24 protein-coding genes and 1 pseudogene are annotated in these 26,161 nt (G+C 41.7%); 15 read left to right on the top strand and 10 right to left on the bottom strand.

Translation table 11 applies throughout. The features are described from left to right. Positions 1–986 precede the first annotated feature (986 nt). Entirely contained in the window at positions 987–2,948 is a 1,962-nt protein-coding gene (gene ispG / locus AC1DCV_RS15875) for a (E)-4-hydroxy-3-methylbut-2-enyl-diphosphate synthase (RefSeq protein ID WP_477024052.1), read from the top strand. Here ispG and AC1DCV_RS15870 read toward each other — a convergent pair. Continuing rightward, the gene (locus tag AC1DCV_RS15870) at positions 2,884–3,093 is read right to left on the bottom strand and encodes a 1-deoxy-D-xylulose-5-phosphate synthase N-terminal domain-containing protein (protein WP_477024467.1); all 210 of its coding nucleotides are present in this window, start codon (positions 3,091–3,093) and stop codon (positions 2,884–2,886) included. The genes ispG and AC1DCV_RS15870 overlap by 65 nt on opposite strands. Before the next feature lie 34 nt (positions 3,094–3,127). On the opposite strand from AC1DCV_RS15870, the gene AC1DCV_RS15865 reads away from it, so the two are divergent. Next, on the top strand, positions 3,128–4,300 hold the full coding sequence (locus AC1DCV_RS15865; protein WP_477024051.1) for a 1-deoxy-D-xylulose-5-phosphate reductoisomerase: 1,173 nt from the start codon (positions 3,128–3,130) through the stop codon (positions 4,298–4,300). Between the two features lie 10 nt (positions 4,301–4,310). Further along, positions 4,311–5,513 carry a cytochrome P450 gene (locus tag AC1DCV_RS15860; RefSeq protein ID WP_477024050.1) on the top strand — a complete coding sequence of 401 codons (1,203 nt, stop codon included), beginning with the start codon at positions 4,311–4,313 and terminating at the stop codon, positions 5,511–5,513. Positions 5,514–5,995: 482 nt separating this feature from the next. On the opposite strand, the pseudogene AC1DCV_RS15855 reads toward AC1DCV_RS15860, so the two are convergent. After that, a pseudogene (locus tag AC1DCV_RS15855) lies at positions 5,996–6,244 on the bottom strand (recombinase family protein); the annotation flags it as partial. An 825-nt stretch (positions 6,245–7,069) separates the two neighbouring features. On the opposite strand from AC1DCV_RS15855, the gene AC1DCV_RS15850 reads away from it, so the two are divergent. Beyond that, the gene (locus AC1DCV_RS15850) at positions 7,070–7,594 is read left to right on the top strand and encodes a dihydrofolate reductase family protein (RefSeq protein ID WP_477024049.1); all 525 of its coding nucleotides are present in this window, start codon (positions 7,070–7,072) and stop codon (positions 7,592–7,594) included. Positions 7,595–8,445: 851 nt separating this feature from the next. Here the strand turns inward: AC1DCV_RS15850 and AC1DCV_RS15845 are convergent. Further along, complete coding sequence (locus tag AC1DCV_RS15845) at positions 8,446–9,189, bottom strand: hypothetical protein (protein ID WP_477024048.1); 744 nt, start codon at positions 9,187–9,189, stop codon at positions 8,446–8,448. A 598-nt stretch (positions 9,190–9,787) separates the two neighbouring features. On the opposite strand from AC1DCV_RS15845, the gene AC1DCV_RS15840 reads away from it, so the two are divergent. Further along, positions 9,788–10,504 (top strand): GNAT family N-acetyltransferase, encoded by a 717-nt coding sequence (locus AC1DCV_RS15840; protein WP_477024047.1) that lies wholly within the window; start codon positions 9,788–9,790, stop codon positions 10,502–10,504. A gap of 25 nt (positions 10,505–10,529) precedes the next feature. Beyond that, positions 10,530–11,657, top strand: a complete 1,128-nt coding sequence (gene rffA, locus AC1DCV_RS15835) for a dTDP-4-amino-4,6-dideoxygalactose transaminase (protein WP_477024046.1) — start codon at positions 10,530–10,532, stop codon at positions 11,655–11,657. A 121-nt stretch (positions 11,658–11,778) separates the two neighbouring features. On the opposite strand, the gene AC1DCV_RS15830 is transcribed toward rffA, so the two are convergent. Beyond that, complete coding sequence (locus tag AC1DCV_RS15830; RefSeq protein WP_477024045.1) at positions 11,779–12,963, bottom strand: epoxide hydrolase family protein; 1,185 nt, start codon at positions 12,961–12,963, stop codon at positions 11,779–11,781. Between the two features lie 389 nt (positions 12,964–13,352). Between AC1DCV_RS15830 and AC1DCV_RS15825 the strand changes: the two genes are divergently transcribed. Further along, positions 13,353–13,538, top strand: coding sequence for a class I lanthipeptide (locus AC1DCV_RS15825; RefSeq protein WP_477024044.1), 186 nt, complete (start codon positions 13,353–13,355; stop codon positions 13,536–13,538). A gap of 232 nt (positions 13,539–13,770) precedes the next feature. Here the strand turns inward: AC1DCV_RS15825 and AC1DCV_RS15820 are convergent, their stop codons facing one another. Then, entirely contained in the window at positions 13,771–14,814 is a 1,044-nt protein-coding gene (locus AC1DCV_RS15820) for a hypothetical protein (protein WP_477024043.1), read from the bottom strand. A gap of 476 nt (positions 14,815–15,290) precedes the next feature. Here AC1DCV_RS15820 and AC1DCV_RS15815 point away from each other — a divergent pair, with 476 nt between their 5' ends. From AC1DCV_RS15815 to AC1DCV_RS15780, 8 genes are all read left to right on the top strand, one after another. Next, the gene (locus AC1DCV_RS15815; protein ID WP_477024042.1) at positions 15,291–15,644 is read left to right on the top strand and encodes a DUF3592 domain-containing protein; all 354 of its coding nucleotides are present in this window, start codon (positions 15,291–15,293) and stop codon (positions 15,642–15,644) included. Positions 15,645–15,699: 55 nt separating this feature from the next. Next, positions 15,700–16,110: a DUF3592 domain-containing protein gene (locus AC1DCV_RS15810; RefSeq protein WP_477024041.1), complete on the top strand. Its 411-nt coding sequence runs from the start codon at positions 15,700–15,702 to the stop codon at positions 16,108–16,110. Positions 16,111–16,169: 59 nt separating this feature from the next. Then, positions 16,170–16,985 carry a DUF6597 domain-containing transcriptional factor gene (locus AC1DCV_RS15805; protein WP_477024040.1) on the top strand — a complete coding sequence of 272 codons (816 nt, stop codon included), beginning with the start codon at positions 16,170–16,172 and terminating at the stop codon, positions 16,983–16,985. A gap of 73 nt (positions 16,986–17,058) precedes the next feature. After that, positions 17,059–17,427, top strand: a complete 369-nt coding sequence (locus AC1DCV_RS15800) for a VOC family protein (RefSeq protein ID WP_477024039.1) — start codon at positions 17,059–17,061, stop codon at positions 17,425–17,427. A 5-nt stretch (positions 17,428–17,432) separates the two neighbouring features. Beyond that, positions 17,433–18,086 (top strand): DUF2461 domain-containing protein, encoded by a 654-nt coding sequence (locus AC1DCV_RS15795; protein WP_477024038.1) that lies wholly within the window; start codon positions 17,433–17,435, stop codon positions 18,084–18,086. Positions 18,087–18,271: 185 nt separating this feature from the next. Beyond that, positions 18,272–18,628, top strand: coding sequence for a nuclear transport factor 2 family protein (locus AC1DCV_RS15790; protein WP_477024037.1), 357 nt, complete (start codon positions 18,272–18,274; stop codon positions 18,626–18,628). Positions 18,629–18,958: 330 nt separating this feature from the next. Next, on the top strand, positions 18,959–19,963 hold the full coding sequence (locus AC1DCV_RS15785; protein WP_477024036.1) for an NAD(P)-dependent alcohol dehydrogenase: 1,005 nt from the start codon (positions 18,959–18,961) through the stop codon (positions 19,961–19,963). A 1-nt stretch (position 19,964) separates the two neighbouring features. Next, positions 19,965–20,603, top strand: a complete 639-nt coding sequence (locus AC1DCV_RS15780) for a class I SAM-dependent methyltransferase (protein ID WP_477024035.1) — start codon at positions 19,965–19,967, stop codon at positions 20,601–20,603. A 156-nt stretch (positions 20,604–20,759) separates the two neighbouring features. Here AC1DCV_RS15780 and AC1DCV_RS15775 read toward each other — a convergent pair whose 3' ends face one another. The 5 genes from AC1DCV_RS15775 to AC1DCV_RS15755 all read right to left on the bottom strand — a co-directional run bounded on the left by AC1DCV_RS15775 (position 20,760) and on the right by AC1DCV_RS15755 (position 26,161). Continuing rightward, on the bottom strand, positions 20,760–21,617 hold the full coding sequence (locus tag AC1DCV_RS15775; RefSeq protein ID WP_477024034.1) for an RNA polymerase sigma factor: 858 nt from the start codon (positions 21,615–21,617) through the stop codon (positions 20,760–20,762). Positions 21,618–21,678: 61 nt separating this feature from the next. Beyond that, entirely contained in the window at positions 21,679–22,482 is an 804-nt protein-coding gene (locus AC1DCV_RS15770; protein WP_477024033.1) for an SDR family NAD(P)-dependent oxidoreductase, read from the bottom strand. A 128-nt stretch (positions 22,483–22,610) separates the two neighbouring features. Continuing rightward, complete coding sequence (locus AC1DCV_RS15765; protein WP_477024032.1) at positions 22,611–23,573, bottom strand: erythromycin esterase family protein; 963 nt, start codon at positions 23,571–23,573, stop codon at positions 22,611–22,613. Positions 23,574–24,004: 431 nt separating this feature from the next. Then, on the bottom strand, positions 24,005–24,862 hold the full coding sequence (locus AC1DCV_RS15760; protein ID WP_477024031.1) for a SagB family peptide dehydrogenase: 858 nt from the start codon (positions 24,860–24,862) through the stop codon (positions 24,005–24,007). Between the two features lie 9 nt (positions 24,863–24,871). Further along, on the bottom strand, positions 24,872–26,161 hold the full coding sequence (locus AC1DCV_RS15755) for a YcaO-like family protein (protein WP_477024030.1): 1,290 nt from the start codon (positions 26,159–26,161) through the stop codon (positions 24,872–24,874).

Genomic DNA, 26,161 nt, shown 5'->3' with positions numbered 1-26,161 from the left:
TTTATGCAATATTAACTTGCTTGTGTATTTTTCCTGTGGACTGACAACTACCTCTATAAAAATAAATCCCGGCAACCACGCCTGGATAGATCGTTCATCCATTCCGCGTAATACCTCTCGTTGTACTTCTTTTCTACTGAGATCCCGGACAATTACCAGGTCTTTAACAAGATCTTTATTCACAGTAAACGGAGAGCTTATTTGAAAATTTGAGAGGGAAAATTAGAAAAAATGAATCGATCACTTAGTTTGGATTTACAAGAAACAAACTATGGGAACAAAATTCACCTTACTGAGCGATTCGCAATGGAAAAGTATAGAACAGATTATTAACAACAAAAGAAAACGTAGTTATTGCCTTCGTAATATTTCGATTTTATCTCCTGCGGCCTAATGATACGGAACTGACGATGATGCCCCGGATTTGGTGACATTTCCATTTTTTTAGACCAGCGCGTTTATAGTACAGTATTTAATATTATTTTTACAAGAGTGGTTTATCTGCTGGTGAATATTGTTTATTGAGCGTAATTGTAGCAGGATGCTGGCGAAGCCATTCCTTTAAATATAAAAAAAAGTTGCCGACTTCCTACTTATATTTTGGCATATAATTGAAAGTATTTCTTCCTGTTTTTTCTTGCACATCCAAGTTCATATTTGATATTTTTTCTCAGCCTTTATTATAGGCGGTAACTGATTACCGCTGCAATGCAATTACCATAATCCAATTTATTTTAAAGGCAGTACAATTAAATCAGCCATTATTACTTCTGTGCTCCTTCATCCGTAAGTCTGCCTTTTGTCAAATTTCATTCACTTTATCATTAAAAACAGGTAGTGAATATTTCACTATCGAAAATATATTGAGATGGCTTTTAAATGTATGAATATGATAGATGTCTCAGCTTCCCTTTGCGGGAAGCTGGTGGAGGTGACTCACCAGTTATTGATACGCCGGCATTAGTTAATCTTAAAAAAATAATCGTATGAAAGTGAATAGTAGCGATGGAACGGAGAGAAAGGAACGCCTAAAGACGATTGAGGTAAGTGCAGGCGACTTATTGTTTGGTCATTTACATCCTATACGAATCCAAACAATGACAACAACAGATACGATGGATACAATGGCCACCGTAAAACAAGTAATTGCTTGCGCCGCTGCCGGGGCCGATCTTGTTCGTATTACCGCACCTGGACAACGGGATGCTGAAAACCTGCTCGCTATTAAAAATAAGCTTAGAGAGGAACATTGTCATATTCCACTTGTTGCTGATATTCATTTTACTCCCAGGGCAGCTGAAATAGCAGCCAGAATAGTAGAAAAAGTCAGAATTAATCCTGGCAACTATGCTGACAGAAAGAAATTTGAAATAATTAATTATACAGATGATAATTATAATGCTGAATTAGATCGCATAGAGCGTATATTTTCACCTTTGGTGAAAATATGCAAGGAGTATGGTACCGCTTTACGCATTGGAACCAATCACGGATCTTTGAGTGATAGAATTATGAGTAGGTTCGGTGATACACCGGTTGGTATGGTAGAAAGTGCTATGGAGTTTTTGCGTATAGCAGAAAGACATCATTTCAGAAATATTATTCTAAGTATGAAATCCAGCCGGCCGCTTATAATGGTGGAAGCTTACCATTTATTGGTTCGGACAATGCAGGACGAATTGGGGCACTGTTATCCACTTCATCTTGGTGTAACGGAAGCAGGGGATGGACTGGCCGGAAGGCTCAAGTCCGCTATTGGTATAGGCACTTTATTGGAAGATGGAATTGGAGATACTATAAGGGTGTCACTCACAGAAGATCCAGTAGAGGAAGTCTCTTTTTGTCGTCATCTTATTACGAGATATACCAGCGTTGAAGCCCTGACAAATAGGAGGGAAAAACAAATTTTTGACACAAATAGCAATGACAGAGATTTGACACAAGTGGTATGCAATATAGGCGGAAACAAAGTGCCCGTTGTCATTGCTGACTACTCCCATCTGCATAATTTCCCACTCCAGAAACTTAATGAAATTGGATATAGCTACAATCCTGATGTCGGGAAGTGGAGTATTGCCAATCAGGCGGCAGACTATATTTTTACAATGCATCCCGCATTGTTTCCTTTACCAGGGGCACTAAAGGTAATCACACCTGGTGCGCTATGGAAAAACATAGCGGATAAAGAAAATTACTTCCCACTGTTTACCCCTCAGGAATATTTATATGGAGAAGTGCGGTCGGCTATCATGAATGTGATAGAGATAGATGCAGATGATATTCTTGCTTTTATTGCTAATAATAGATTTGACGAAAGCAATACTATAGTATTTCTGATACATGTGGAAGATTCCGTCGATATTAGTAAAGTGGTGCAGACATTTAGCCGTTTAAGAAAAGAAGCAGTTAACATTCCGTTCATACTTCAGTGTAATGCTGCTGGTGCCAGGTACGACAAACTACTCCTGCATGTGGCTATAAATACCGGCGTGTTGATATTGAACGGATGGGGAAGCGGACTATGGCTGAAAGCAACAGGTAAAACTGTACCTGATATTTCAGGCACATTAAGCAACATTGCATTCGGGATTTTGCAGGCTACACATACCAGGATTTCGGCCACGGAATATGTTTCCTGCCCTTCATGTGGGCGCACATTATTCGATCTGCAGGAAATTACAAGTCGTATTCGGGCGGCCACAGATCACCTAAAAGATGTAAAGATTGCTATTATGGGATGCATTGTAAATGGCCCGGGTGAGATGGCAGATGCCCATTTTGGTTATGTAGGCAGTGGGCGAGGAAGAGTATCTTTATATAAAGGGAAAGAAGTAGTTAGACGGAATATCGACAGTAACGTTGCTGTAGCATCGCTAATTGAACTTATAAAAGCATCAGGTATGTGGATTGATCCCGATTTTGATGAAAATATACATTCCTCTTTTTAATTTTCGATAAAATGGTTACGCAGGAAACGCCATTATCCCATACACATTGATCATAGGTCGTATTCAATACATAGTGTAGTGCGACAGTTAACTCAACAACCCCAAGACAGGCTCCAAAGTTTGCACCATTACTATATTTAGTAATCCGGTTAGATTTCTAATTTCTAATATTAACCAGAATGTATCATAAAAATATCTCCATTTTTGGATCTACTGGGTCGATCGGTGTCCAGGCACTAGAGGTAATTGCTGCCCATCCTGGCAGATTTGCCATAAATGTTTTAACTGCCCAGAATAATGCTGACCTGCTAATATCCCAGGCACTGAAATTTTATCCGCAGGCTGTCGTAATTGGCAATGAGGAAAAATATCTGCTGGTAAAAGATGTGCTGGCACGAAGAGGTATTAAAGTTTTTGCTGGAAGTAAAGCAATGAGAGAAGTGGCGGCATGGACTTCCACCGATATTATGGTCGCTTCTATTATGGGATTTGCAGGACTTGGTCCTACACTGGCCGCCGTTGAGCAGGGTATCACAGTGGCACTGGCAAATAAGGAAACGCTTGTTGTTGCCGGGGATCTTATTAAAGCCGCTGCGCACCGGAATAATACAGATATATTGCCCGTTGATTCTGAACACTCTGCTATTTATCAATGCTTACGGGGAGAACATCCTCATAAGGTGGAAAAAATAATTATAACTGCTTCTGGCGGACCTTTTAGGGGTAAATGTAATGAGTTTTTGAAATGTGTTAAAAAGGAGCAGGCGTTAAAGCATCCGAATTGGAATATGGGAGCTAAAATTACAATAGATTCGGCCACGCTGATGAATAAGGGGCTGGAAATGATCGAAGCCAGGTGGCTTTTTGACCTTACGCCGGCACAAATAGAAGTAGTTGTTCATCCACAATCAATTATTCACTCTTTAGTACAGTTTACAGACGGTTCTATAAAGGCTCAAATGGGCTTACCTGATATGAAATTACCTATTCAATATGCATTAGGATACCCTGATAGATTAGATAATAATTATCCCCGTCTTAGCTTCAATATTTGCCCAGCCCTCACTTTTGAAGAGCCTGATATTAAGACATTCAGAAACCTTGCAGTAGCAATCTCAGCTCTCTATAAGGGAGGAAATGCCCCCTGCATAATGAATGCAGCTAATGAAGTGGCGGTTAATGCTTTTCTGAATGAGAGGATCGGTTTTTTACAAATGACAGCAGTAATAGAAGAAACGATGGACAACATTTCCTTCATTCAAACACCTTCCCTGGCTGATTATTTTGAGTGCGATGCCGAAGCCAGAGAGTATGCAGGGGCACTAATTAATAGCCATTTATTCAAACAATAAATTTCTCCTGATGAAAAATGAAATAGAAATTTTTTCTAAAGAATATGAAGATAACCCATATTTATTCTATGAAAAGATGCGGAATGACCTCCCATTGTTCTTTCATGAAGCTTCCCAATCCTATGTAATCAGCCGATGGGATGATGTTGGAAAAGCCCTGAAGGACTCATCGGCATTTTCCAATGCGAGCTATCAATGGCAGTTAGGGCCGATACACGGTAAAACTATTGCAGAAATGGATGGAAAAGAGCATTCTGCTCATCGAAATACGATTATCCCTTTTTTCAGGAATAAGGAATTAATGGATAATTTTTATCAGGAGATTCAAAAATGCGCTGATAAATTGTATGGAAAAATGAAAGGGAAGGCGCTGATTGATTATAGAAATGATTTTTCAAAAGTATTTCCTATAAGTGTTATTTCGCTTCTTTTAGATCTCCCAGAAAATGATCTACCATTATTCAGCGAGTGGTATATGCAGTTTTCGGCATATTTCCAAAACATAAAAAATGAGGAGGAGGTAAAACAACAGGGGTTTATTGCACGGGATGAATTTGGCGAATATATTCGCTCCCATATCCTGCAACGCCAAAAGAATCCTAAGAATGATTTATTATCTACCTTATGCAGCGCTGATATTGATGGAGAATTATTACCTTATGATTTTATAAAGGGCTTCTGCAGCTTGCTGCTACTTGCAGGAGGAGAAACAACTGATAAAGCGCTTGCAAATATGGTTAGAAACCTCGTTATGCATCCTGAACAAATGGAATCAATACGAAAAGATAGAAGTTTGGTGGACCTGGCTATTTGTGAATCACTCAGGTTTTCTCCACCTATCCACATGGTTATCAGAATAACTACTGAAGAAGTGATTTTGAGTGGAGGAAGAATACCTGCCAATGCTAATGTATTATGTATGTTAGGCGCTGCTAACAGAGATAGCTCGCAATTTCAGGACCCGGATATTTTTAATATTTTTAGAAGCAATCTAGACGTAAAAACAACATTTACAGGTGCTTCAAATTTGCGTACTTTTGGTTTGGGGAGGCATTTTTGTTTAGGATCGCAATTATCTAAACTGGAAATGAATATTGCGATTAACGGGTTACTTGATTATGCCGATATAATAGAGTTTGCGGAAGGAAAATTACCTTCAGAAGTAGGTATTTTTTCGAGATACCCCAAAACGTTACCATTGAGTATTAAATAATGAGAATCTATGCCACTCATAAACGCATCAGGAGAGCATTATCGAACCAATTTTGCTAATTTTAAAGGCGTTAAGTTTATTTTATTAATACCAAAAAAATAACGAAGCAGCCCATTTATGGCCTGCTTCGTTATTTTTTTTGGTGCTGAGTTTTCGCCAGTCCTGCAAGTGTAAACAAACATCTGGAAACTTATATAGTATAGAAACAAAATAAGCTAAGTAAAATAATTAAGCGATGCCCTGGTGATTAGTTTAAGTGTAAAAGCTCTGACAGTGATCCCACTGTCAGATCAAACCGGTGCTTTTACAAAATATGGCTAGCCCATCCTTCTTATAGCTTGGGCTTTTTCTTTTGATTCCATTACTTCTGATCGTAGAAAGTAAAGGCAATTTCAGCTTTTACCCGAAAAACGCATACAGACGTACAATGATAATTGTAATGATAATCAGATCGGCTTTTAGATGCACTTCCGGTTAGTGCTTTATTGCATTTGGGACATAATAAAAAACCTAAGCGGAAGTTTATCTTCGGAGACTGTTTTGGTGGCGCTTTTTCTTTTCCTGCCATCAATGGCTTCCTGGGCTAGTTGAAACAATGCTTCACTTACTAAAGGCTCATGTCGCCCAGATACAAATTTTGCTGGCTCATTCTTGTAAGCTGTGATGAGTATTTTTTCGCAATAGATAGGATTTCGGATTGCTACCCAGAAATTGTTCTTACTACATTTAAGCCCTTTCCTCCTTGCCCAAAGCCATACTTGTTCAGTTCCTCCTGATCATATACCAGAGCCTTATACTGTTGCAAAAGTAAGCCTGGTAAGTTAATGGCATGAATAAATTACAGTACAGGGGCCGGGTTTTAATGCTGTGTTTTTCCTCCTTTAAATCACCTGATTTTTTCAAGTCTTGAATAAATTGGTTCCAGATTCGTATCATAGGGATCACCTGATAATTTAAAAGTCTTCAAGTCATTGGATTTGGAGGCTTTTTATGTTCAATTGATTCCTTCTTAAATCTCCTTATTTTGTGAATTGCTAATAATCAATTGTGATGGGGTCGAGTCCTGTAAGGGCTGTCTGGCGGCAGCCTCTTTGGCTGTAGAGGCAAGGATTTTCGGGTCAAGGTCCGGCTTAAAGGTGTGCTTAAGAAAAGAAATAAGATCCTTTATTTTTTCTTTCATGGCATAAGTAAGCATGTCCTGTGCAATGCGTATACTGGTTTGCAGGCGTTGGTTGAGGTCTGCTACATTCCCGTGATTTTCGGGTAGACTATCATCAATGCGTAACTTCTTACGGTTCCAGAAACAGAGACCAGCAATTTTATAGGATTTACTACTAAAAGATAGCACTGGGCGACACCACCGGTACTGGTAATGCTTAACGACTTCTCAAATATTCAAGGATTTGGGTAGGCACGTCAAGCTCCACTTAAAAGGATTAATAATGTTAGCGGCAAGCAAAAACGACCACACTACTTGTCGTAAATAACTCTTAAAATGTCGCAATAGCCTACCTCGGTTGTAAGACGACCTAATTACTTTTGTAAAAACTAATAAAATGAGAAAGATAAAATTACAAATGAACATTTTACTTGACAATAAGTGGGACAGCGGAATGTCAGACTTTAGTATTGACAATCTCGCCAATGTAGACTGTATTCTGCATGGGAGAAAAACCGGGGAAGGGTTTATTCCATATTGGACTGAAGTGGCAAACAATCCCAATGATGATGAGCACAAACTTGGAAGACGGTTTGCAGAAATTCCAAATGCAATTTTTTCAAATACCCTCAAGGACAGCAAGTGGGACAATACAATCATTATAAATGGCAATTTAGCAGAAGCAATAAAAGCACTGAAAAATAAAGATGGGAAAGACATCATTGTGTATGGCGGCGATTCATTTGTATCATCACTAATACAACATGATTTAATCGATGAGTATTATGTGCTTGCAAACCCTGCTGCATTAGGTAACGGACAACAAACCTTCAATCCTTTGAAAAACGAATTAGCGTTAAAACTTGTAGCGTGTAAAGCGTTTGCCTGCGGTGCAGTTTTAGTACATTACTCAAGACAGTAATTACATTAAAACAAGTATGCCAGCTGCTAGAGCCAGGCATCCTTTGCCTAATAAAGGAACTAAAGTAGGAGCACCAATTTTTGGAACACTAATGGTAGAGCTATAGCTAGTACACTCAATTGTAAATCTGGATATTTTGTGACTGAGTATTATAGTACTGACGAGTTATTGGAGGAAGTTGATGATAATGGATGATATGTTTCTTTATTAAATAGATTTACAAAGTTGTTTAAACAGTCCCGGGTGGGGGATTTATCTTCGATGAAGAAGGATATACGGAAGATTATATTCATTTTGAGTAAATTATTTAATTTTTTATAAGAAACTTATTTGGCATAATTCCGGGATGAAATAGTTTGATTTTTGTATCACAGGGATCACAACAAAGAATACAAACAGTATCAAAGCTGCATAAATCGCACGATTTACGCGGCTTTGCTGATTTTGGGCTACAAAGGTTTATCATTTAAAACTAAGGTGAATGGGGGATCAAGTTGAAAACTCGGGGATAGAGTAAATTTTAAGCCTGAAGTTTATAGGGCATTAAGAACACTCATCATCATGGTCAATATTACCTACAAAGAGTATCGTCATTATGTAGTCGCTGTCCAGGCTATGCTTAGCACCGGCTTAGTACCTACAGAAGTAGTGCAGGAGAGGTGGACTTGATGCGGGGATGAGTTTCGGATGTATAACCCCGATGAAATTGCATCAGCAAATGGATGGAGGTCAGAACCAGGCATAGCAGAGCTGCTTCAGCATCAGCGGGTAGCTGCGGAAAGAAATATACTATTGAAAGAAAGCAGGTATAAAGGGATTATTGATCAAAATATCTCCGGGGCAAGATCGCTTTATTCCAGTTGAATAACAGCTGGATAGGCATGTGTATAAGTGAGTTTGGGAAGCAATTTCGTCCGCTTGGGGTAAGTACGTTTATTAGCCTGTTTGGGTACCTGTGGTGCTGCCACCGCAATAATATCGGCCGCCATATATTGCCTGCTGCGGGATGGGCTATCTTTGTACGTCGCTCTTACCTGGAAAACTACTATCAGTGAACCCTTCCCGGGTACATCCAGTGAAACATTTGTTTCCTGGAAAGTGGTATCGGGGGCTACCGTTAGCGTAACCGTTTCGCTACCCGCCACCTGGCGTGATATAAAATCAATACGCGTTGCGATCACTTTTACTTCCAGGGCAGCAATACCTTGATACCCGGCGATGGTTTGTGCAGGAATATTTAATATCCCGTTGTTCAAAAGCCGGGGAGCCACCGGAAAGAAACGATCTACTCCGGCATGCTGATTGAAGCGGAAGCCTGTGATGGCCGCATGGTGATCGCCGGCAGCAATGAGTACCCTGTTGAGACGATTGATGTGGGCGCCATCACAATGGATATCCAGGTTGGGGTAGAAAGCATGACGGATAAAAGCACCTTTCCTGCTGGCGATGCCAAAGCGCCGGGATGCGCGGCGGGTAGCAGTGGTTTGCCGTACGCTTTCAGGCATGCTGCGCAGGAAGTAGTTGCCATTGCGCTTATAGCCGATGAGAGGACCGAGTTTTCCCGTAAAGGGAAAGATAGACATTTGTTTTGCCATGGGAGATGATTTTGATTACTATAAATATAAGATAATCCGGGGAACCTGTTTTCGGGGCAAATTGAAGATTATCTAAAACCAGTGTAATGAGTATTGCATAATATTCAGCGATAGTTCGATGGGGATTTGAGAATGACAAATGCGAATGTATGGGCATTTAGAGCATATTGAAAAAAGAGATTCCCCAGGTTTTCAACTTGATCCGTGAATGGTAACATAAAAGGTTACACCTGCAATACTTGATTTAGTGTGACTTTTCTCTCTGTAATTCATCGATGGGCACCTTCCAGGTTCCTTAAAAGGGGGATTTTATTGAACTTAGATTCACCTGAAATTTACCATTTAATTGTTCCAACTGTCTATAATGTGTAGTGGAAAAAACCTCTGCAGTTGCGCGTTTTTCGCACTCTTTTTCTATTGCTGTGATTTTAACTTAATAAAACACCCTCCTTAATTAGTATATTTTATTTATATTTGACACTCTTTTTCCGCAGCCTGAAAGCATTTCTTCATCATAACAGCACTGTATATGCTTTCTTTGATACCGAAAGAAAGATGCAGGTATTACAGGAGATGTTGTCATAAAAACAATTGTGTAATGAAGCCGTTTGAATTATTGGAATGGGATAGTGATTTTCTGGGATTTGAAGTATACCGGATCAACCGGCAGGCCGGCAGCGAAACGGAGCTGGCAGCGCTGTTGACGGCAATACCCGCTTCTGCACGGCTGGTGTACTATCCTGGTGCAGCAAAGGTAGCGCTGGAATCGCCGGCACTGCAATCTTTCCACGGCTTCGAAGCAGACATTAAAACTATTTATGTCAAACATAACATCCGTACCGGCATCCTGCCGGAGCATATTTCCAGCTGCAGGGCTGGTGTGCCGGATGAACAGCTGAAACAGCTGGCCATTCAAAGCGGGATCTGGTCCAGGTTTAACAGGGACCCCCGTATTGGCGGCAGTAAATTTGAAGCGTTGTATACTATCTGGATGAACAACTCCCTTAACCGGACTATTGCGAAGGAAGTACTGATATATCAGGTAGAAGAAAAGATCGCAGGTGTGGTAACACTGGGAGAGAAAAATGGGAGGGGAGACATAGGACTGCTTGCGGTAGATGAACGCTACCGTGGAATGGGCATCGGTACCGCACTGATGGCGGCTGCAGAACACTGGAGCGCTTCACAGGGATATACATCCATGCAGGTAGTTACACAGGGGCTGAACCGCCCGGCCTGTGCCCTGTATGAGAAAAGCGGATGCGTTGTAGAGAATACCATATACTTTTATCATTTCTGGCCTGAACGGTCATGATTTACTTTTTTAATAAGCCATGCATATGATACCATTTAATAAGCCATACCTCACCGGTAAAGAAGCCCACTATATGTACCAGGCGGCCTTGTCCGGCAAACTTTCCGGCAACGGGATTTTTACCAGGAAGTGCCAGGCAGCACTGGAGAAAAAATATGGCTTTAAGAAAACACTGCTCACCACCAGCTGCACAGATGCGCTGGAAATGGCATCCATACTCATAAATACACAACCCGGAGATGAAATCATTGTCCCCTCTTATACTTTTGTTTCCACTGCCAACCCGTTTATACTGAGAGGCGCCACTATTAAATTTGCCGACAGCAGCGCAGGCAATCCCAATATAGATGCGGAATTGCTGGAATCGCTGATCACTCCGCGCACTAAGGCCATAGTTCCCGTGCATTATGCCGGTATTGCCTGTGACATGGACATGATCATGAACGTGGCCAATAAACATGGCCTCTATGTTATTGAAGATGCCGCACAATCTATTGATGCCACTTACAAAGGCCGCCCGCTGGGATCTATAGGACACCTGGCAGCTTTCTCTTTCCATGAAACCAAAAATATCATTGCCGGAGAAGGTGGTATGCTGGCCATCAACGATGAACAGTTTATTGCGAGAGCAGAAATTATCTGGGAGAAAGGAACCAATCGCTCCGCCTTCTTCCGCGGTGAAATAGATAAATATGGCTGGGTAGATATCGGCTCTTCCTTCCTGCCTTCTGAAGTTATCGCCGCTTTTCTATATGCCCAGATTGAAAATATTGAAGATATACAACAACGCAGAGTGCAGATATGGGAGCTATACAGAAAAGAGCTGGATAGCCTGAAAGACCGCATCACATTGCCTTTTATTCCGGACTATGCTACCAATAACGCACATATGTTTTACATCGTGTGCCGGGATCTGGAAGAAAGGCAGGCGCTCATCGCCTGGCTGAAACAACATGATATACTGGCGGTTTTCCATTATTTGTCCCTGCATAAATCCGTCTACTATCAGGATAAGCATGATGGCCGCGAACTGAAGTATACCGATTATTATTCAGACAGACTGGTAAGACTTCCCTTGTTTTATGAGCTGACGGATGAGCAGGTCACGCATATTACCGGTTGTATCCAGACGTTCTATCAGCAGAGAAAATAATATAGACCAACAAGCAACGGCTATCACCGCTGCTTGTTGGTCTATATTTTTCCTGTTGAAATCTTACTAAAAAAGAGAAGGTCGTACGGCCTTCTCTTTTTTAGTAAGATATTATTTCCTGTTATTTTTCCAGGGTACTTTTGAAAAAAGTATCTACTTCTTTCGCCCATAGTTCCGGAGTTTCCAATGCCGCAAAGTGGCCGCCTTTATCTATGACGGTAAAGCGCTTGACATTTGCTTTTCTTTCTGCCCATTCCCGTGGTGTTGGGGCATCACCAGCGAATATGGCAACGCCGGTGGGAGTATTAACCTTTTGGCCTGAAGCCAGTTGTTGAAAAGCACCTACGGCATAAGTGCGCATAGAAGAGTTAATCGTCTGGCTCACCCAATAGATCATGATGTTGGTGAGGAGTTCATCTTTTGTGAAATGATCCCCGATATCGCCGCCTGGTGTACGCCACGCATTGAATTTTTCTACGATCCAGGAAGCCAGGCCCACAGGGGAATCATTCAAGCCAAAAGCCTGCGTTTGTGGTTTTGTGGCGTGCAGCATAGCATATGCTCCTTCCCGGTACCACCATTGCTGTATAAACTGCCCGAATTCCTGTTCGGCTTTGGACATGGTACTCCAATCTTCCGTACCGTTGGGATATCCTACGTCTGACAAGTGGATGGCTGTCACGTTTTCGGGATAAAGATTAGCAATTGATTTGGTGATGCCGCTACCCACGTCTCCTCCGGCTACCAGGAAGGTTTTGTAACCAAGTACCTCTTTCATCAGCGTAGCGAAAATTTTTGCAGAGCCATCGTCCGTCATGGCTACATGACTGGAAAAGCCAAAACCGGGAATGGAAGGTATTACCAGGTTGTAATCGTCTGTTAATAGTGGAATGACTTTGTGAAAGCGATAAAAGCAATCGGGCCATCCGTGAATGAGTAGCAGGGTTGGGGCATCGGGCTTTTTACTTTTAATATGGAGGAAATGAATGGAAAGGCTGTCTATTTCCACTGTAAACTGTGGGAACTTGTTAAGGGAGGCTTCCTGGCTGCGCCAGTCATACCCATTTTGCCAATAGGCAACGAGGCTTTTAAGAAATTCAGGATCAGTACCATATTTCCAGCCAATGTTTTCAGGCGCATCAGGCCAGCGGGTTTGGCGGAGGCGGTTTTGGAGGTCGTCCAGTACAACTTGTTGCACATTGATCTTGAAGGGTTTTACAGTAAACATATTGTTGCTTTTTTTGGATTGCGCGTAGGAGGTCATTGCCATTATCGCGATGCTCAGTAAAAGAATAGTTTGTTTCATATCCTGGGTATTTATTGAAACAAAGTTATAAGCGGGTTGTGACAACAGTGTGTCAGTTGCAGATCAGTGCGAAAATAAAAAAAATACAATAGATTATATAGACAATCCTGTTGACTATCTAGCCCCAACATGCTGGCAGTTCCGATATGCCAATTCTTTCATCATCTGAGCCTGAAAGAATAATAATTGGTACCAATAGCTATTTGTAAATACCAAACAAATCCAATGCTTTATATCCTGAATACGATCCACCGCTTGCTGATTCCCGTACGCAATATGGTATCTGTACAAGACTCTTTTCTGATTCTGTTGTGATAGCCATTCATGACTACCGAAAAATAACCGCAGTACTATCCCGTACTTTGTTAAGACAAAACAAAACCCTTAAAATGAAAAAGAAAAAGCTGTCTTTAAGTAAAAAACTATTCGTTCAAAGAGAAATTGTTGCCCCTCTTAACAATCAGGAACAATATCAGTTAATCGGCGGAGGTCCCGGAACTACCTATGGATGCCCTACCTGGTTACCTAATGCAGGTTGTTTTACAGAAACAAATCCTCACGTTCTTTGTAATTAGTCCTTTCGGTCAGTTTGGATTAACTACAATTTATCTTGTACCAAGGCAACCTGGAAAATACTTTGACAGGTTGCCTTTGGTATGTGTTTTATCGGAGGATACATTATAAGATTGTCAGATTGAAGGATCCTTATGTCCTGCCCCAGTAAGATCCACTCTTTGGATAGGTACCAGATGATGGCGTTTGTTTCCTCAGGATTGGAGATTATGTTTAAGGGAATCATCTCCCTTTTTATTGCTTCAAAAAGATGGCCAGGCCTTCAGAGCTACTACTACCACCATTTGAAAGGTGGGTAGCCACTCCATTTTTCCAGTAGGTGATAAAATTACCGTCGAAGCCAGCAACGTACACTGCACTACCCGAAAGAGCGATGGCATTAGCCTTGGTGTTTCGGGTACCATCGCCCAGATTTTTAACAACCCCATTTTTCCAATACCTGGCAATATTTCCCCTGCTTCCGATATTTTGATAACCGGATACATATACATTTTTCCCAGAAACAACAATGCCTGTTGCCACATTGTATTCACTGCCATCGGTGAGTGATACCGCATCTCCATTTTTCCAGTACTTGGCAACCGGGTTGCTTCCGCCCTCAGTTGATATGGATTCATATCCGGCTACATATACATCATTACCCACTACTGCAATTGCATTGGCATGTGCCGATTTAGTACCATCAGTAAGTGGTATAGCTATTCCATTTTTCCAATATTTAGCTACAAGCCTGCTCCCGTTAAATTCGCCTCCTGCTATATACACATCCTTTCCTGACACCACTATTCCGTTTGCATTAGTATGGTGGCCGGTTGTGCCGTCGGAGAGATTGGTGGCCACGCCGTTCTTCCAACATTTACCTACTTTGGTACCGTTACTATTTGTTTGGGCTCCCGTAACGTAAACATCATTACCATTTACAGCAATGCCGCCTGTCAGTGTATTGAAATCACCAACGGCCAGTTGCGTAGCTACACCATTTTTCCAGTATTGGAGCTTTCTTCCGCCAGCAATATCTTCCCAGCCGGCTACATATACATCATTACCGGCAACAGTTATAGCTGTGGCATAACCACTGGCTCCTCCGGTGAGGTTGGTAACGATACCATTTTTCCAGTATTTTGCCGCGCTGCTTTCATAACCCGCTACATATATTTCAGACACGGGTATTTCGGGGCCATCAGGTTGATTGGACGCTGTATTTCTATCTTTTTTACAACTGGAGATGCCTATAACAAGGATGGAAAAAGCAATAAGGGTATAACAGGTTAATTTCATTTTTATGCTTTTGATTATATTGATCGTTGAAGATATGGTTTTTCAATTTTGAACTTTTTTCCCAATAGTCTTAATTTACGCCATTGCCCATGCATTGAGCAAGATTCATACCAAGAAGGGGTTATTTTCTTTGTTTTTCGCGCTGGTGCAGGATCTCAGCGCGGCTTTCAAGGCGCTCCGGATATGAGAAAACAAGTGTTGTTCTATTCCGCAATTTCCCGAAATTTTGTTGTTATCTTGTGGTAGATTTATATTCAATGTCAAATTGGTTCGGGCACCCAAAGGGTAAAAAACGCTCTCAACGCAAGCGATAGTGTAGCATGAAATATTAAACGTTTTCTGATGTGGGTGTATGGAAGCGGTTGGGGAGTCTGGTTTTCTATGCCCTGCATAATTGATGCAATTCAAATCATCCTATGTTGTACAAACTGTATTTGTTAGCCGGTTTCATTTTACTTGCCGTTTCATTATACAAATTGAAACAGTCTCTTGATTTCATCAGCAAAAGCGAACGGGCCATTGGCACCGTTACCTCGCTGGAAGAAATTGATGATGCCTACTCGCCGGTTTTTACAGTAAAGACAAAAGAGAACGGCGAGCTCATTTACCACCATGCAGCTGCAAGTAAACCAGCAGCCTGGGATATCGGAGAAGAAGCCATCTTTCTGTATAATCCTGAAAACCCGGATTCCGCCACGTTGATGGGCTATTTCTGGCTCTTCAACTGGTCGATAATTTTTATGGCCAGCGCTATTCCGTTGATTATCGTGGGGGCAGGTTACTATTTTCTTAAACCGTTGATAAGTTGGCCGGATAAAGGAAATACCTGAAAAGTAAAAGAACGTTCCTGGTAATTACATAGTATTATTATTTAAAGCGAAGCAGATGATCATATATCTCATTTTTGTAATTGTTGGCGGGTTATTATTAGCTGGTGCATTAGTAGAGCTGAGGAATAAGCTGACATTTGTAAAAGATGGTGAGCGCGCTGTTGGCACTGTTGTTCAGCTTGTTGAAAAACAAGATAGTGAGGGTACATTTTATTTTCCTGTTTTCGATATTCCTACCCGTCAGCATGAAGTAATTACGTATAGGCATTCATCGGGTTCTTCCTCTGCACAATGGCAGATCGGTGAAACGATTGCATTTATATTCGAGCCTGGCAAACCAGATACTGTTAGGTTCCTCAACTACTGGGGGATTTTTTGGTGGCCTCTGAGCCTGATGGTCGTGGCGCTGGATCTTTTGGTGATTGGAGGGGGTTATTTTCTGTTGCGTGGATATTTTGGCGCTTAAGGTCTCAGGTTGTATTTATAAACAAGTAGTTTAGTACTTTAATAAACGTCGTCCAATAAATGAATCATCAAATTTATCCACCCAGTCAAGACTTAGCGGCACTGGTAGAATGCTATTGGACATTGGAAAGCCCGAAAGAAAAAACACCCGAAAAAAATACCATCGTTCCTGACGGCTGTATGAAAATGATTTTTCACTACGGCGATTTGTATAAACAATACAGCGAAAACGGAAATATCGTTTTCTTGCCTAGATGCTTTGTAATAGGACAACTGACACGACCGCTTGAAGTAGAGCCGACGGGAGAAACAGGTATTTTTTTTGTTCGTTTTCATCCATACGGATTTTTGCCTTTTGCAACCATTCCGATAAAAGAAATGGAAAATACAGCCGTTACATTGGAAAAGCTGTTTGGAAAAGAAGGAAAAGAAATCGAAAAAAAGATTTTAGCCGCTGGTTCAACTTCTGAGAGAATAGCATTGATTGAAACTTTTTTATTAAGCCGATTGATTGATACCGAAACCATTGACCATATTGTAAAATCAACTGTTGAAACTATATTGACAGCTAACGGACAGTTATCCGTTGACGAACTTTCCAAACAAACCAATATCAACCGCAGACAATTGGTACGCAAATTTTCTTCAGCGATTGGTTTAAGCCCGAAACAACTTTCAAAAACCATTAGACTACAAGCCACGCTCAAAATGTTGCTGAATAGGAAAATTACAAGTCTTGTTGCGTTGGCTTATCAGGGCGAATATTACGACCAGGCACATTTTATTAAAGATTTCAAAGAATTTACCGGGCTGACTCCCAAAGAATTTTATGGTGATGACTTAAAGATGTCTTTGATTTTTGACAGAACAGAATAGCCTTGTCCCATTTTTACAATTTTATGTTTCAGGCGCATAATAACTTTGCTACCGAACATAAAATAATTTGATAATGGAAAATCTGATCAATTTCATCGACATTCCTGCAACGGATTTTAGCAGAGCGGTATCTTTCTACAAAGCCATTTTAGGGTTGGAAATCAACGAAACAGAGATGTTCGGTACAAAAATGGGCTTCTTCMCCACAGACGGCACAAACGTGTCGGGAGCAATCGTTCAGGGCGAAGATTACAAGCCCTCAACAGATGGAGCCATTGCTTACCTGAATGGTGGGAACGACTTACAAACAGTATTGGACAAAGTAGAACCCAACAATGGAAAGATAATTGTTCCGAAAACACACATCAGTCCCGAAGTAGGATATATCGGAATGTTCATTGACACCGAAGGAAACAAAATGGCACTCCATTCAATTAACTAGAACAGATGAATATAGCTACCCTGAACTTTCTGAAAAAGTTAGAAAGGAACAATAACCGTGAATGGTTCAATGAGCATAAAACCCCCTACACGACTGCCCGCGAAGATGTTATTTCATTTGTTGAAGAACTGATAGGGGAGATGGCCGGATTTGATAAGAAATTAGGGAACGTAGATGCAGGGAAATCGCTTTTCCGGATATACCGCGACACCAGGTTTTCTCATAACAAGGAGCCTTATAAAACCAATTTCGGAGCAAACATAGTAGCGGGAAAAGGTTATGAGAAAGCGGGATACTATCTGCATATCCAGCCAGGACAATCCTTTTTGGCAGGAGGTATCTATATGTTGGAAAATGATAAGTTGAAAGAACTTCGGAAAGAGATTTCCAATAATGCCGAAGCATTTCAAAAGATTGTGGGCGAAGCATGTTTCTGCCGTTATTTCGGAGGTTTGAGCGAAGAAGGGAAACTAAAACGTGTTCCCCCGGGCTTTGAAAAAGAAGACCCCATGGCTGAATACCTGAAACTGAAGTGCTTTGTAGCTATCCATCCTGTTTCTGATAAAGCGCTTTTGGAAAAAGAGGCATCAAAAAAGTTTGCTGAAATTTATAAATCCCTGAAGCCTCTCAATGACTTTCTCAATACACCTTTTCTGTAAGATGTAGCTTTGGAAAAAGAAATTGAACCTCACGACGATACTGTTGTGAGGTTTTTTTGAGTTGGGCATAGTAGTGAGAATGAATAAAAAATGTTCTAAATTTATTTCTCATGCCGGTACCGGCAGTCATCATGCAGGAGGAAATCTAGTCTATCGGGGTATTTACTTAAAATCAGGGATATTACATGACTCAGAATAATAAGGCAATACTGGAAAAAGCAAACGCAGCTATCACGGAAGGGAACTATGAAGCATTTCTGTATTTCTGCACCGACGATACGGTATGGACATTTGTAGGTGACAGGGTACTACAAGGGAAGGAAGCCGTTCGACAGTATATGGCAACGGCTTATGCGGAGCCGCCAAAGTTCATGGTCGAAAACCTAATCGCCGAAGATGAGTTTGTTACTGCACTCGGCAAAATCAGTATGAAAAACGAAGCCGGGATAATGGTCGATTACTCTTACTGCGATGTCTGGCGGTTTCGCGATGGTAAGATGGCCGGATTAAAGGCTTTTGTGATAGAGACTACCACCAGCTAAATGGGTGCGTCATTGCTGTTGAAATACCTCTGAGCATAAGGCCCCAGCAAAGGCAGCCGGAACTTTTCTGATATCGATGCCATCCTGGAGTGGTAAAGCGGATTGGGTACAGGGATTAAAACTTCAAAAAGATTTCCCGGAAAATCTTCCAAAAAATAGTCGTATCTTCTTTTACCATTGTCGTGATGACGAAGAGATACCGTTAGATCATTTTGTATTATGCAAGTACCAACTTCCATGGACAACCTTTCGCGCAATTGAAAGCGGTGGGCATCAACTAAGTAATAATCCTAATCTGGTAGCAAAAAACATCAAAAAACCTATCTATTTATGAAAATCAAAGCATACGGAATTAAAGAAGAAGGTGGAAAAGCGGAGCCATTTTATTATGAAAGAAATGTTGGCGACAATGAGGTAAGGGTTAAAATTATTTATTGTTCTATTGCAAGGGGAGATGTCCAATTCATAAGTAATGATTGGGGGGATACAAAATATCCGCTTGTTCCGGGGCATGAAATTGTAGGAGTTGTTGAAGAAACCGGATCAAATGTCACTACGTTGAATGTGGGCGACCGCGTTGGGATCGGTTATCAGCAGGAGGCTTGTTTTGATTGTGAGTTTTGCAAAGCGGGAAACGAACAATATTGCGCTCAGCAAAAAGTAATTGGTGTGGATTGTTATGGTGGTTTGGCGGACCATATTGTTGTCGATAACAGATTTGCATTTAAACTTCCACCAGCACTTCACCCAACCAATTCGGTTCCTTTGCTGTCATCTGGTCTTACCGTATATTCAGCAATTGTAAGAGCACAGTTACCAGCCCACTCCGTTGTTGGGGTCCTGGGAGCTGGTGGTCTTGGTCACCTGGCCATCCAGTTTTTAAATAAAATGGGGCATGAGGTATATGCATTTTCTCATTCTCCGGAGAAAAAAGAGATGATTAATCAGTTGGGAGCTGAATTTGTACTTAGCTCAAACCTCAATAATCTTACAACGATTAATAAGAAATTTGATTTTATTATCTCTACATTGAACGTGCCGTATGATCTGAATCCTTTTTTAAAAATTCTTAAACCACAGGGAAAGTTTTGTGTGGTGGCTACGCCTTTGGAAAAGCAGTCAATTAACCTTGGTTTGCTATATGATTATGCTCAACGCACTATTTATGGAAATTATGTAGGTAGCTGCCAGAACATGATAGATATGCTTGATTTCTCGGTAAAGCATCATATTGAGAGCGCGGTGGATGTTATGCYATTCACTAAAGTGAATGAAGCGATAGAAAAGGTAAGAGCAGGAAAAGTAATTCGGTTAGTATTGGAAAACTTAGAATAACATGAATTCACAGGAGAAAGTATTAAGCTGTTATAACCTGGTCGCCGATGACTATGCGGCTGAGCGTTCGGACGAACTGTCCAAAAAGCATTTTGACCGCTTGTTATTGAAAGAATTCGCAGCTGTCAATAAAGGCAAGGGATTATGTGCTGACTTTGGCTGCGGTCCTGGACAAACAACAAAATTTCTGTATAACAATGGCCTGAAAGATATCTGCGGCATTGATTTATCGCCGGCAATGGTCAGTGCTGCCCGGAAGCTTTCCCCTGAAATTAAATTTGAAACCGGGGACTTGTTGAATATCGCTTATCCGTCAGGATATCTTGGAAGTGCGCTTGCATTCTATGCGATAGTCCATTTTACCCATGACCAGATCAGGAAGTGTTTCGAAGAAATAAACAGGGTATTGAAGACAGGGGGAGATTTTTTATTTTCCTTTCACGTAGGAGATGAGGTTGTTCATTTTGAGAAAGCTCATGATAAGGAAATTGATGTTGATTTATTCTTCTTTAAGACGGATGATATAATAGCATTACTTGATGGAGCGGGTTTTAAGATAATTGATGCCATAGAAAGGCGTCCGCATGCGGATGTGGAATACCAAAGCAGACGAGGTTACATCTGGGCTAAGAAAAAATAAAGAAAAAGATAGCTCCATGTATTTTTCATCACAACAGCTGCCGACGGTATTTTCCGAAGCAATTAATTGAGACTAAAAATGCCATTCATAAACTCTTTTATATAGACCACTAATTCTTCTTTGGTGATATTTTCAAGGCACTTTGTTGTGATGGGGCTACTCTGCCTTATCTGGATGCTTGCCGAAAAAATCACTTTTTTCACCAATAGCTGTTCTGACACAATTCATAATAGATTCGTGGAGATCGGTACCAGAAGCATGCAGGGGGTCGATGGCCTTTACCAATAATGTTCGCAATGTAAAAAGTTGCTCTCTGTTATATTTTTTCGATTTTTTCACTAATTCCAACTTCATCAGTTGCTCCTGCTGATCGTGTTTGGGATTGAAAATTTCATTTATATGGCTGCATTGGTGGCAGACGCCATTTTTGTTAATTAACGCGCACCTGTTTTCAAAAATACCCGTCATTGTATTTCTGGCATCATTCAACAAGTGTTTTATTACTCCTTCAGTCTTCCCGAGAATGAGACAAATTTCTTTAGTTTGAAAATCGTAAATATCCTTCAGGATCAGTGCGACTTGATTTTCGATGAGCAGGGTCTTTGAGATACATGTGAAACAGAAGTCGATATGCTCTTTCATTTCGTAAGCTCCGGCCGCTGAGGTATCATGTACCTTCCAGAAGGCCTGCCTGACTTCCTCTGAACCTATGGCCAGGTCGGCTCCGCGATCCTGGGCATCAGGCTGCCATCTTTTCAACTTCCGTAGATGATCGTAGGCAAGGTTGGTAGCTATTTTGAATACCCAGGTTTTCAGGGAAGCATCCTGTTTAAAGGTTGATATTTTAGTAAATGCTTTGATAAATGTATCATGCGTTAGGTCATCTACATCATTACGATCGGCAAGTAAGCGATACAGGTAAGATTTTAGCTGGTTTTGAAATTCGGCAAACAGCATTTGGAATGCATTGATATCGCCGGATATGGCTGATTGGAGAATGTCTTCCCTTTCCATTCATTAATAAATAAAAAGTGAGGTTGCAGTCTTCCACGGGAAGGCTGCAACCTCTAATATACTATAATATGTTCAGCTTGCCGCAATCCACATCAACGATATGACTGTTGAAGGCGATACCAGTTTCAGAGGCAAGGAAAGCAGCCGTTTCGCCAACATGCTTCAATGTCGGACTCGTCTTTAACAGGTCGAAGGACTTGTACTGTGCAATCAACTGCTCCGGAGGTATTCCGAGGTGTTTTGCAGATGCCTCAATCCATCCGGAGATCCTCTTCGTCTCCATTAAGGCGCCGGGGCAAATACCGATTACCTTTATGCCATCTCCACCCCATTCGGCGGCCATTACCCGCGTTAATCCCTCAATAGCTGCACTGGCGGCCGTGATGCCTGCTACATTAGGCAGCTTGCTCCTGGATAATGCTGCCGTGAGCAATAAGATAGTTCCCTCGGATTGGGTTTGCATCATGTATTTCGCTGCTACCCTCGAAGTAAGGAATTGTGAACCGCAGATCGTTTCCATAGGGGCCATAAATTGTTTGAAAGTAGCGACCGTTGTGAGCGGGCGGCCCCCCATCTCGTTGTAATCAACCGCTATTCCATTGAATACAACATCTAATTTGCCATTGTCCGCGGCGACCTTTTTTAAGAAGTTGTCTATTTCGGTCTCGTTCAATGCGTCCACTTTGGCGGCTTCCGCATTTCCACCACCCGCTTTGATCTCCTGGGCCAATGCCTTTACAGCATCCCCGTTCCGGGCGGTGACATACACTTTTGCCCCGTGTTGGGCAAACGATCGCGAAACTGCTCCCGCAATATCTCCGGATGCAGCAAATACGACGGCTACTTTGTCTTTCAGATAAATCATTTTATTGCGTTTATCTTTTGACGAATCAGCCTTGCAAAACGATCGGTTTTTTGAAAAAAAAAGATGAATATCTCGTAATATATTGATTATTAGTTGTTATTAAGGTGCTTACAGCTGGTGTCAGCTGTTTATTCAGCCAATATATTTGATGCAGTTGTTGTTTTTATAAACAGGATTGCATCGAAGTCTACACCTGGTATCACGGATAACGACCTGTTTGTTGTCCAGTTGGAGTATATATTGGTGATATTGTTTTTTACACCTGAAAAAGGATTCGGCTTTATATTAAAGGGGAGGAAGAAAGTATGATGATCTGCTTTTGCAAACATTTCTGAAAACGATCCTTTTTCTGTTTGGAAGTCCTCTTTAGCAAATCCATCCCCGGTTATAACAGTTACTGACCCTTTAAAAGTATCAAAGCCCAACACATAAAATTTTTCACCGAACTTTTGTTGCAGATAATATCCCATTGCCTTGAATTGAGCCATGGTGGTATCCTTGGCAATATGCACATTATGAGCCCATATAATTGTCTTGAGCTGGTGAGACGATTGTTCAGAAATGATGTTTTCAGCCATCAATTTATCCCGGCTCAGCGGATCAGATGCATATTCTTCCCGGTCAAAGCCAAACACGCTGACCTTCTCAGATGTAGGTTGTTTACTATTGTATAGTTTTATAAACTGGAAAAGATTGTAAATCTCTTCTGTGTTATAAAGTGCCATATCCTTCATCAGGGTTTTCAGATCGCCTGTTCCACTGATTAAGTATTGATTGAGCGGCCCTATGTATGATTCCCTGAACTCGAAGCCTAAGCGCTTATAATTGAGGTGAGCGATCAGGTATTCAATTATCCGGCGTTTTTGATTGAAAAATTCTTTGGTCCCATGTGATGCTTCGCCTAATCCAAATACGATGTTATTTTTTAGCTCAGATGTGAGAAAGGTGAGGTCTGTGGTTGATACGGCCGTATCAGTGTTTATTACATATGCATTTTCATTGATCCATTTTGTATCTGCATCCTGCGAATAACCGGTTATAACATTGGCAAGCAGGAGAATGCAAATGGTCATACTTCTTCTTATGTACATCGTTTTTGGTTTATCTGGTCTTTAAATATTTTAATACATCTATGGGGAGATGCAGATGGGTAGGATTTCCATAAAACATATTTTGCCATACTCAATGCCAGGTTTTTCTGTTGAAGGAGATGATAGTATCAATATTGTTTTTGCGGGGATATTGGCCAGCACTACAGCCGCGGCGCAGAAAATTACGCTGAATGAAAGGAATGCGCCCTTGAAAAAATATTTAACCTCATCAAAAGGCAAAGCGAATACATCTTTTTTTATGAAAAAGATATACCGGATAGAACAGCTCCTGTAAACATTAGCGTAGTGAATGCGGGCATCCGTGAAGTGCTTGAAATCTGCCTGAAGGACCAACCATTATCTTACATTTACGGAAGACTGGTAAGGGATGATAATCATCCGCAATGAAGGTATTCTTGAGCTACTGAAATTTACCCCACTTTCCCACCAATGATAATGACATTATTAACGGATTCAAAAACACCATCGATGCTGAGAAAATCATTCAAAAGATCATCGTTGTAAGCACCAATGCTACAGGTGCCCAGGTTCACAGATTCAGCCAGGAGTGATACCATCAGTCCCACCGCGCCAGACTCCTGCATCATGAACCGGTATCCGCGGTCGGAGTATTTGATGATCACGCGCTCAATCAGGCCGGTTGTAATGATCATGGCCGACGCAGCGTTCAGGTTCACATAAGGCGCCGCCAGGATGATATCTTTTAATACCGGTCTGTGGTCTGCTTTTATTAATTCTTCAAGGCAATTGAGATCCGGTCTGTAGTGATAAAGTCCTTGTGGAATATCTGCGTTAAAGGTGACTACATAAAGCTCCAGGGGATAGAGGCCGCCTGCCGAGGGGATATTGCGGAACCCCATATGGGCTTCATAAGGGAGTCCGTTTATTTTCTCTCTGCGGGTAACGCCATAGGCGTTGTATAGGATCGTTGCCAGGTCTCCGACTGACATGCAGTGATCTTTATCATAGTTGCGTGTACTCCGGCGGTTGGCCAGCAGCCCGAAAAGGTCTCCGGAATGAGCTGTTTCTGTATAAACAGATAAGTCGATACGCTTTCGGTCAGGGTAGCATTTATAGGGCTGTGACCATCGTTCTGTTATAAAGCCATTGTTGAAGGTACCTGACGTTTCGCGAAATCGCCGGAGGGTATGTGTATTGAATTTCGAATTCTCGTGGTACAACATGGCTACGGAATCTTCAATATTCTTCTGACCGTAAAGCGAGTTGTCGAGCTTATTAAGCTGGTCCCTGATCTGTGAGAGTTTCATTGTAGCAGATTATGGAAATGGATGTGGTGTGTGGTTCAGTTCATGATATCCTTTATGGGGATAGCCGGCTGCTGCGGGTACGGTGTATAATCTTTCCCCGCCCAGTAAATAGTGGGGATAAAGGCCTCCCAGCTGTATCAGCTGCGGAACAATCACTTTTATGCTGTAGTATCCCAGTTGCCGGATATCGGGAGTAGTAATGTCTTTGAGCAGCACGTTGTATCCTTTGTCCTTCAGGTCCTGCAGGATCCTTCTGATCGTTGTTGTGTCCGTTGCCGGAGGGGTTTCGTTAAGGTCCACGGTAAGACTTTCTTCCGCTTGCGTCCATTGTTCGAATATGCTGCAAAGGTCTGGTCGCTTGATATACAGGATAGAGTGTTCCTCAAATCCCCGGATGATGGACAAGTCTTCGGGCGGCATCCAATCCCGCTTTTCGGCGAGCAGATATCTGAAATAAGGAATGGCCTGGCCTATTTCCTGTATTGTTTTCTGCAGTGCTTCGCCGTATGTAGCCCGGCATGAAGCACCTACCGCCACAAATTTCCCGAATTCCGATTCACCAAAGCAGATACCGAAAACGGCCGGAACATCGATATCGTACCGGATATCGAAAAAATGCCAGTCGTATTCAGAAGGGAAACGGTCGCGGATATACGCTTCTACTTCTGCTGTGATCCTGATCTTCGCAGGTACGATTTCATTCATCCAGGTGATCGTAAAGCTGTCCCGTTCAATTACCTCAAACAGGGCGTTAAGGACGGCTTTATAATAATTGGAATGTGCAGCCAATCCCGTAGATGTATTGGGTAAAACATAACAGGGATCTTTGGAAAACGGCATATAGATGAATTGCCCGGGAACATAGGTCGTTTGGCCGTTGGTAAGGTCGATCGCCGGGAACCAGTGCAGCTCGAGGTCTTCCGTAAACCGTTGCATATGGMATTGTTGCTGCTTATATTGTTCTTCATGAAAAAGTGCAAATGCAGCAGGATGAATGGCATGTTTGCCTAGGTTGCGGTAAGAAGCGAAAATACTCTCTTCCATATTATAAAAAGCCGGGGCATAGCGTTCCACTGTTTCGCCGATAGTGGTCAGGATAGCTTGTTGCCAGTTGCTGCCACAACCGGAGCTCCTGCCGGCAAATTTTTCGGCGGAGAGATAAGTGGTATCTGCGGGCCATATGCCGTAGCTGATCTGATGGGGATCGGCGCTCATCCTGGGAAGTCGTACAATATGATGCAGCAACCCGATTTCGCTGGAAACGGCTTTGAGTGTATTCTGCAAGGTAGTGAGATACAT

This window comes from Chitinophaga sp. 10T418 (assembly GCF_056394125.1).
The sequence above is the reverse complement of the archived record's forward strand: the minus strand, read 5'-3'. Positions and strand labels throughout refer to the sequence as shown.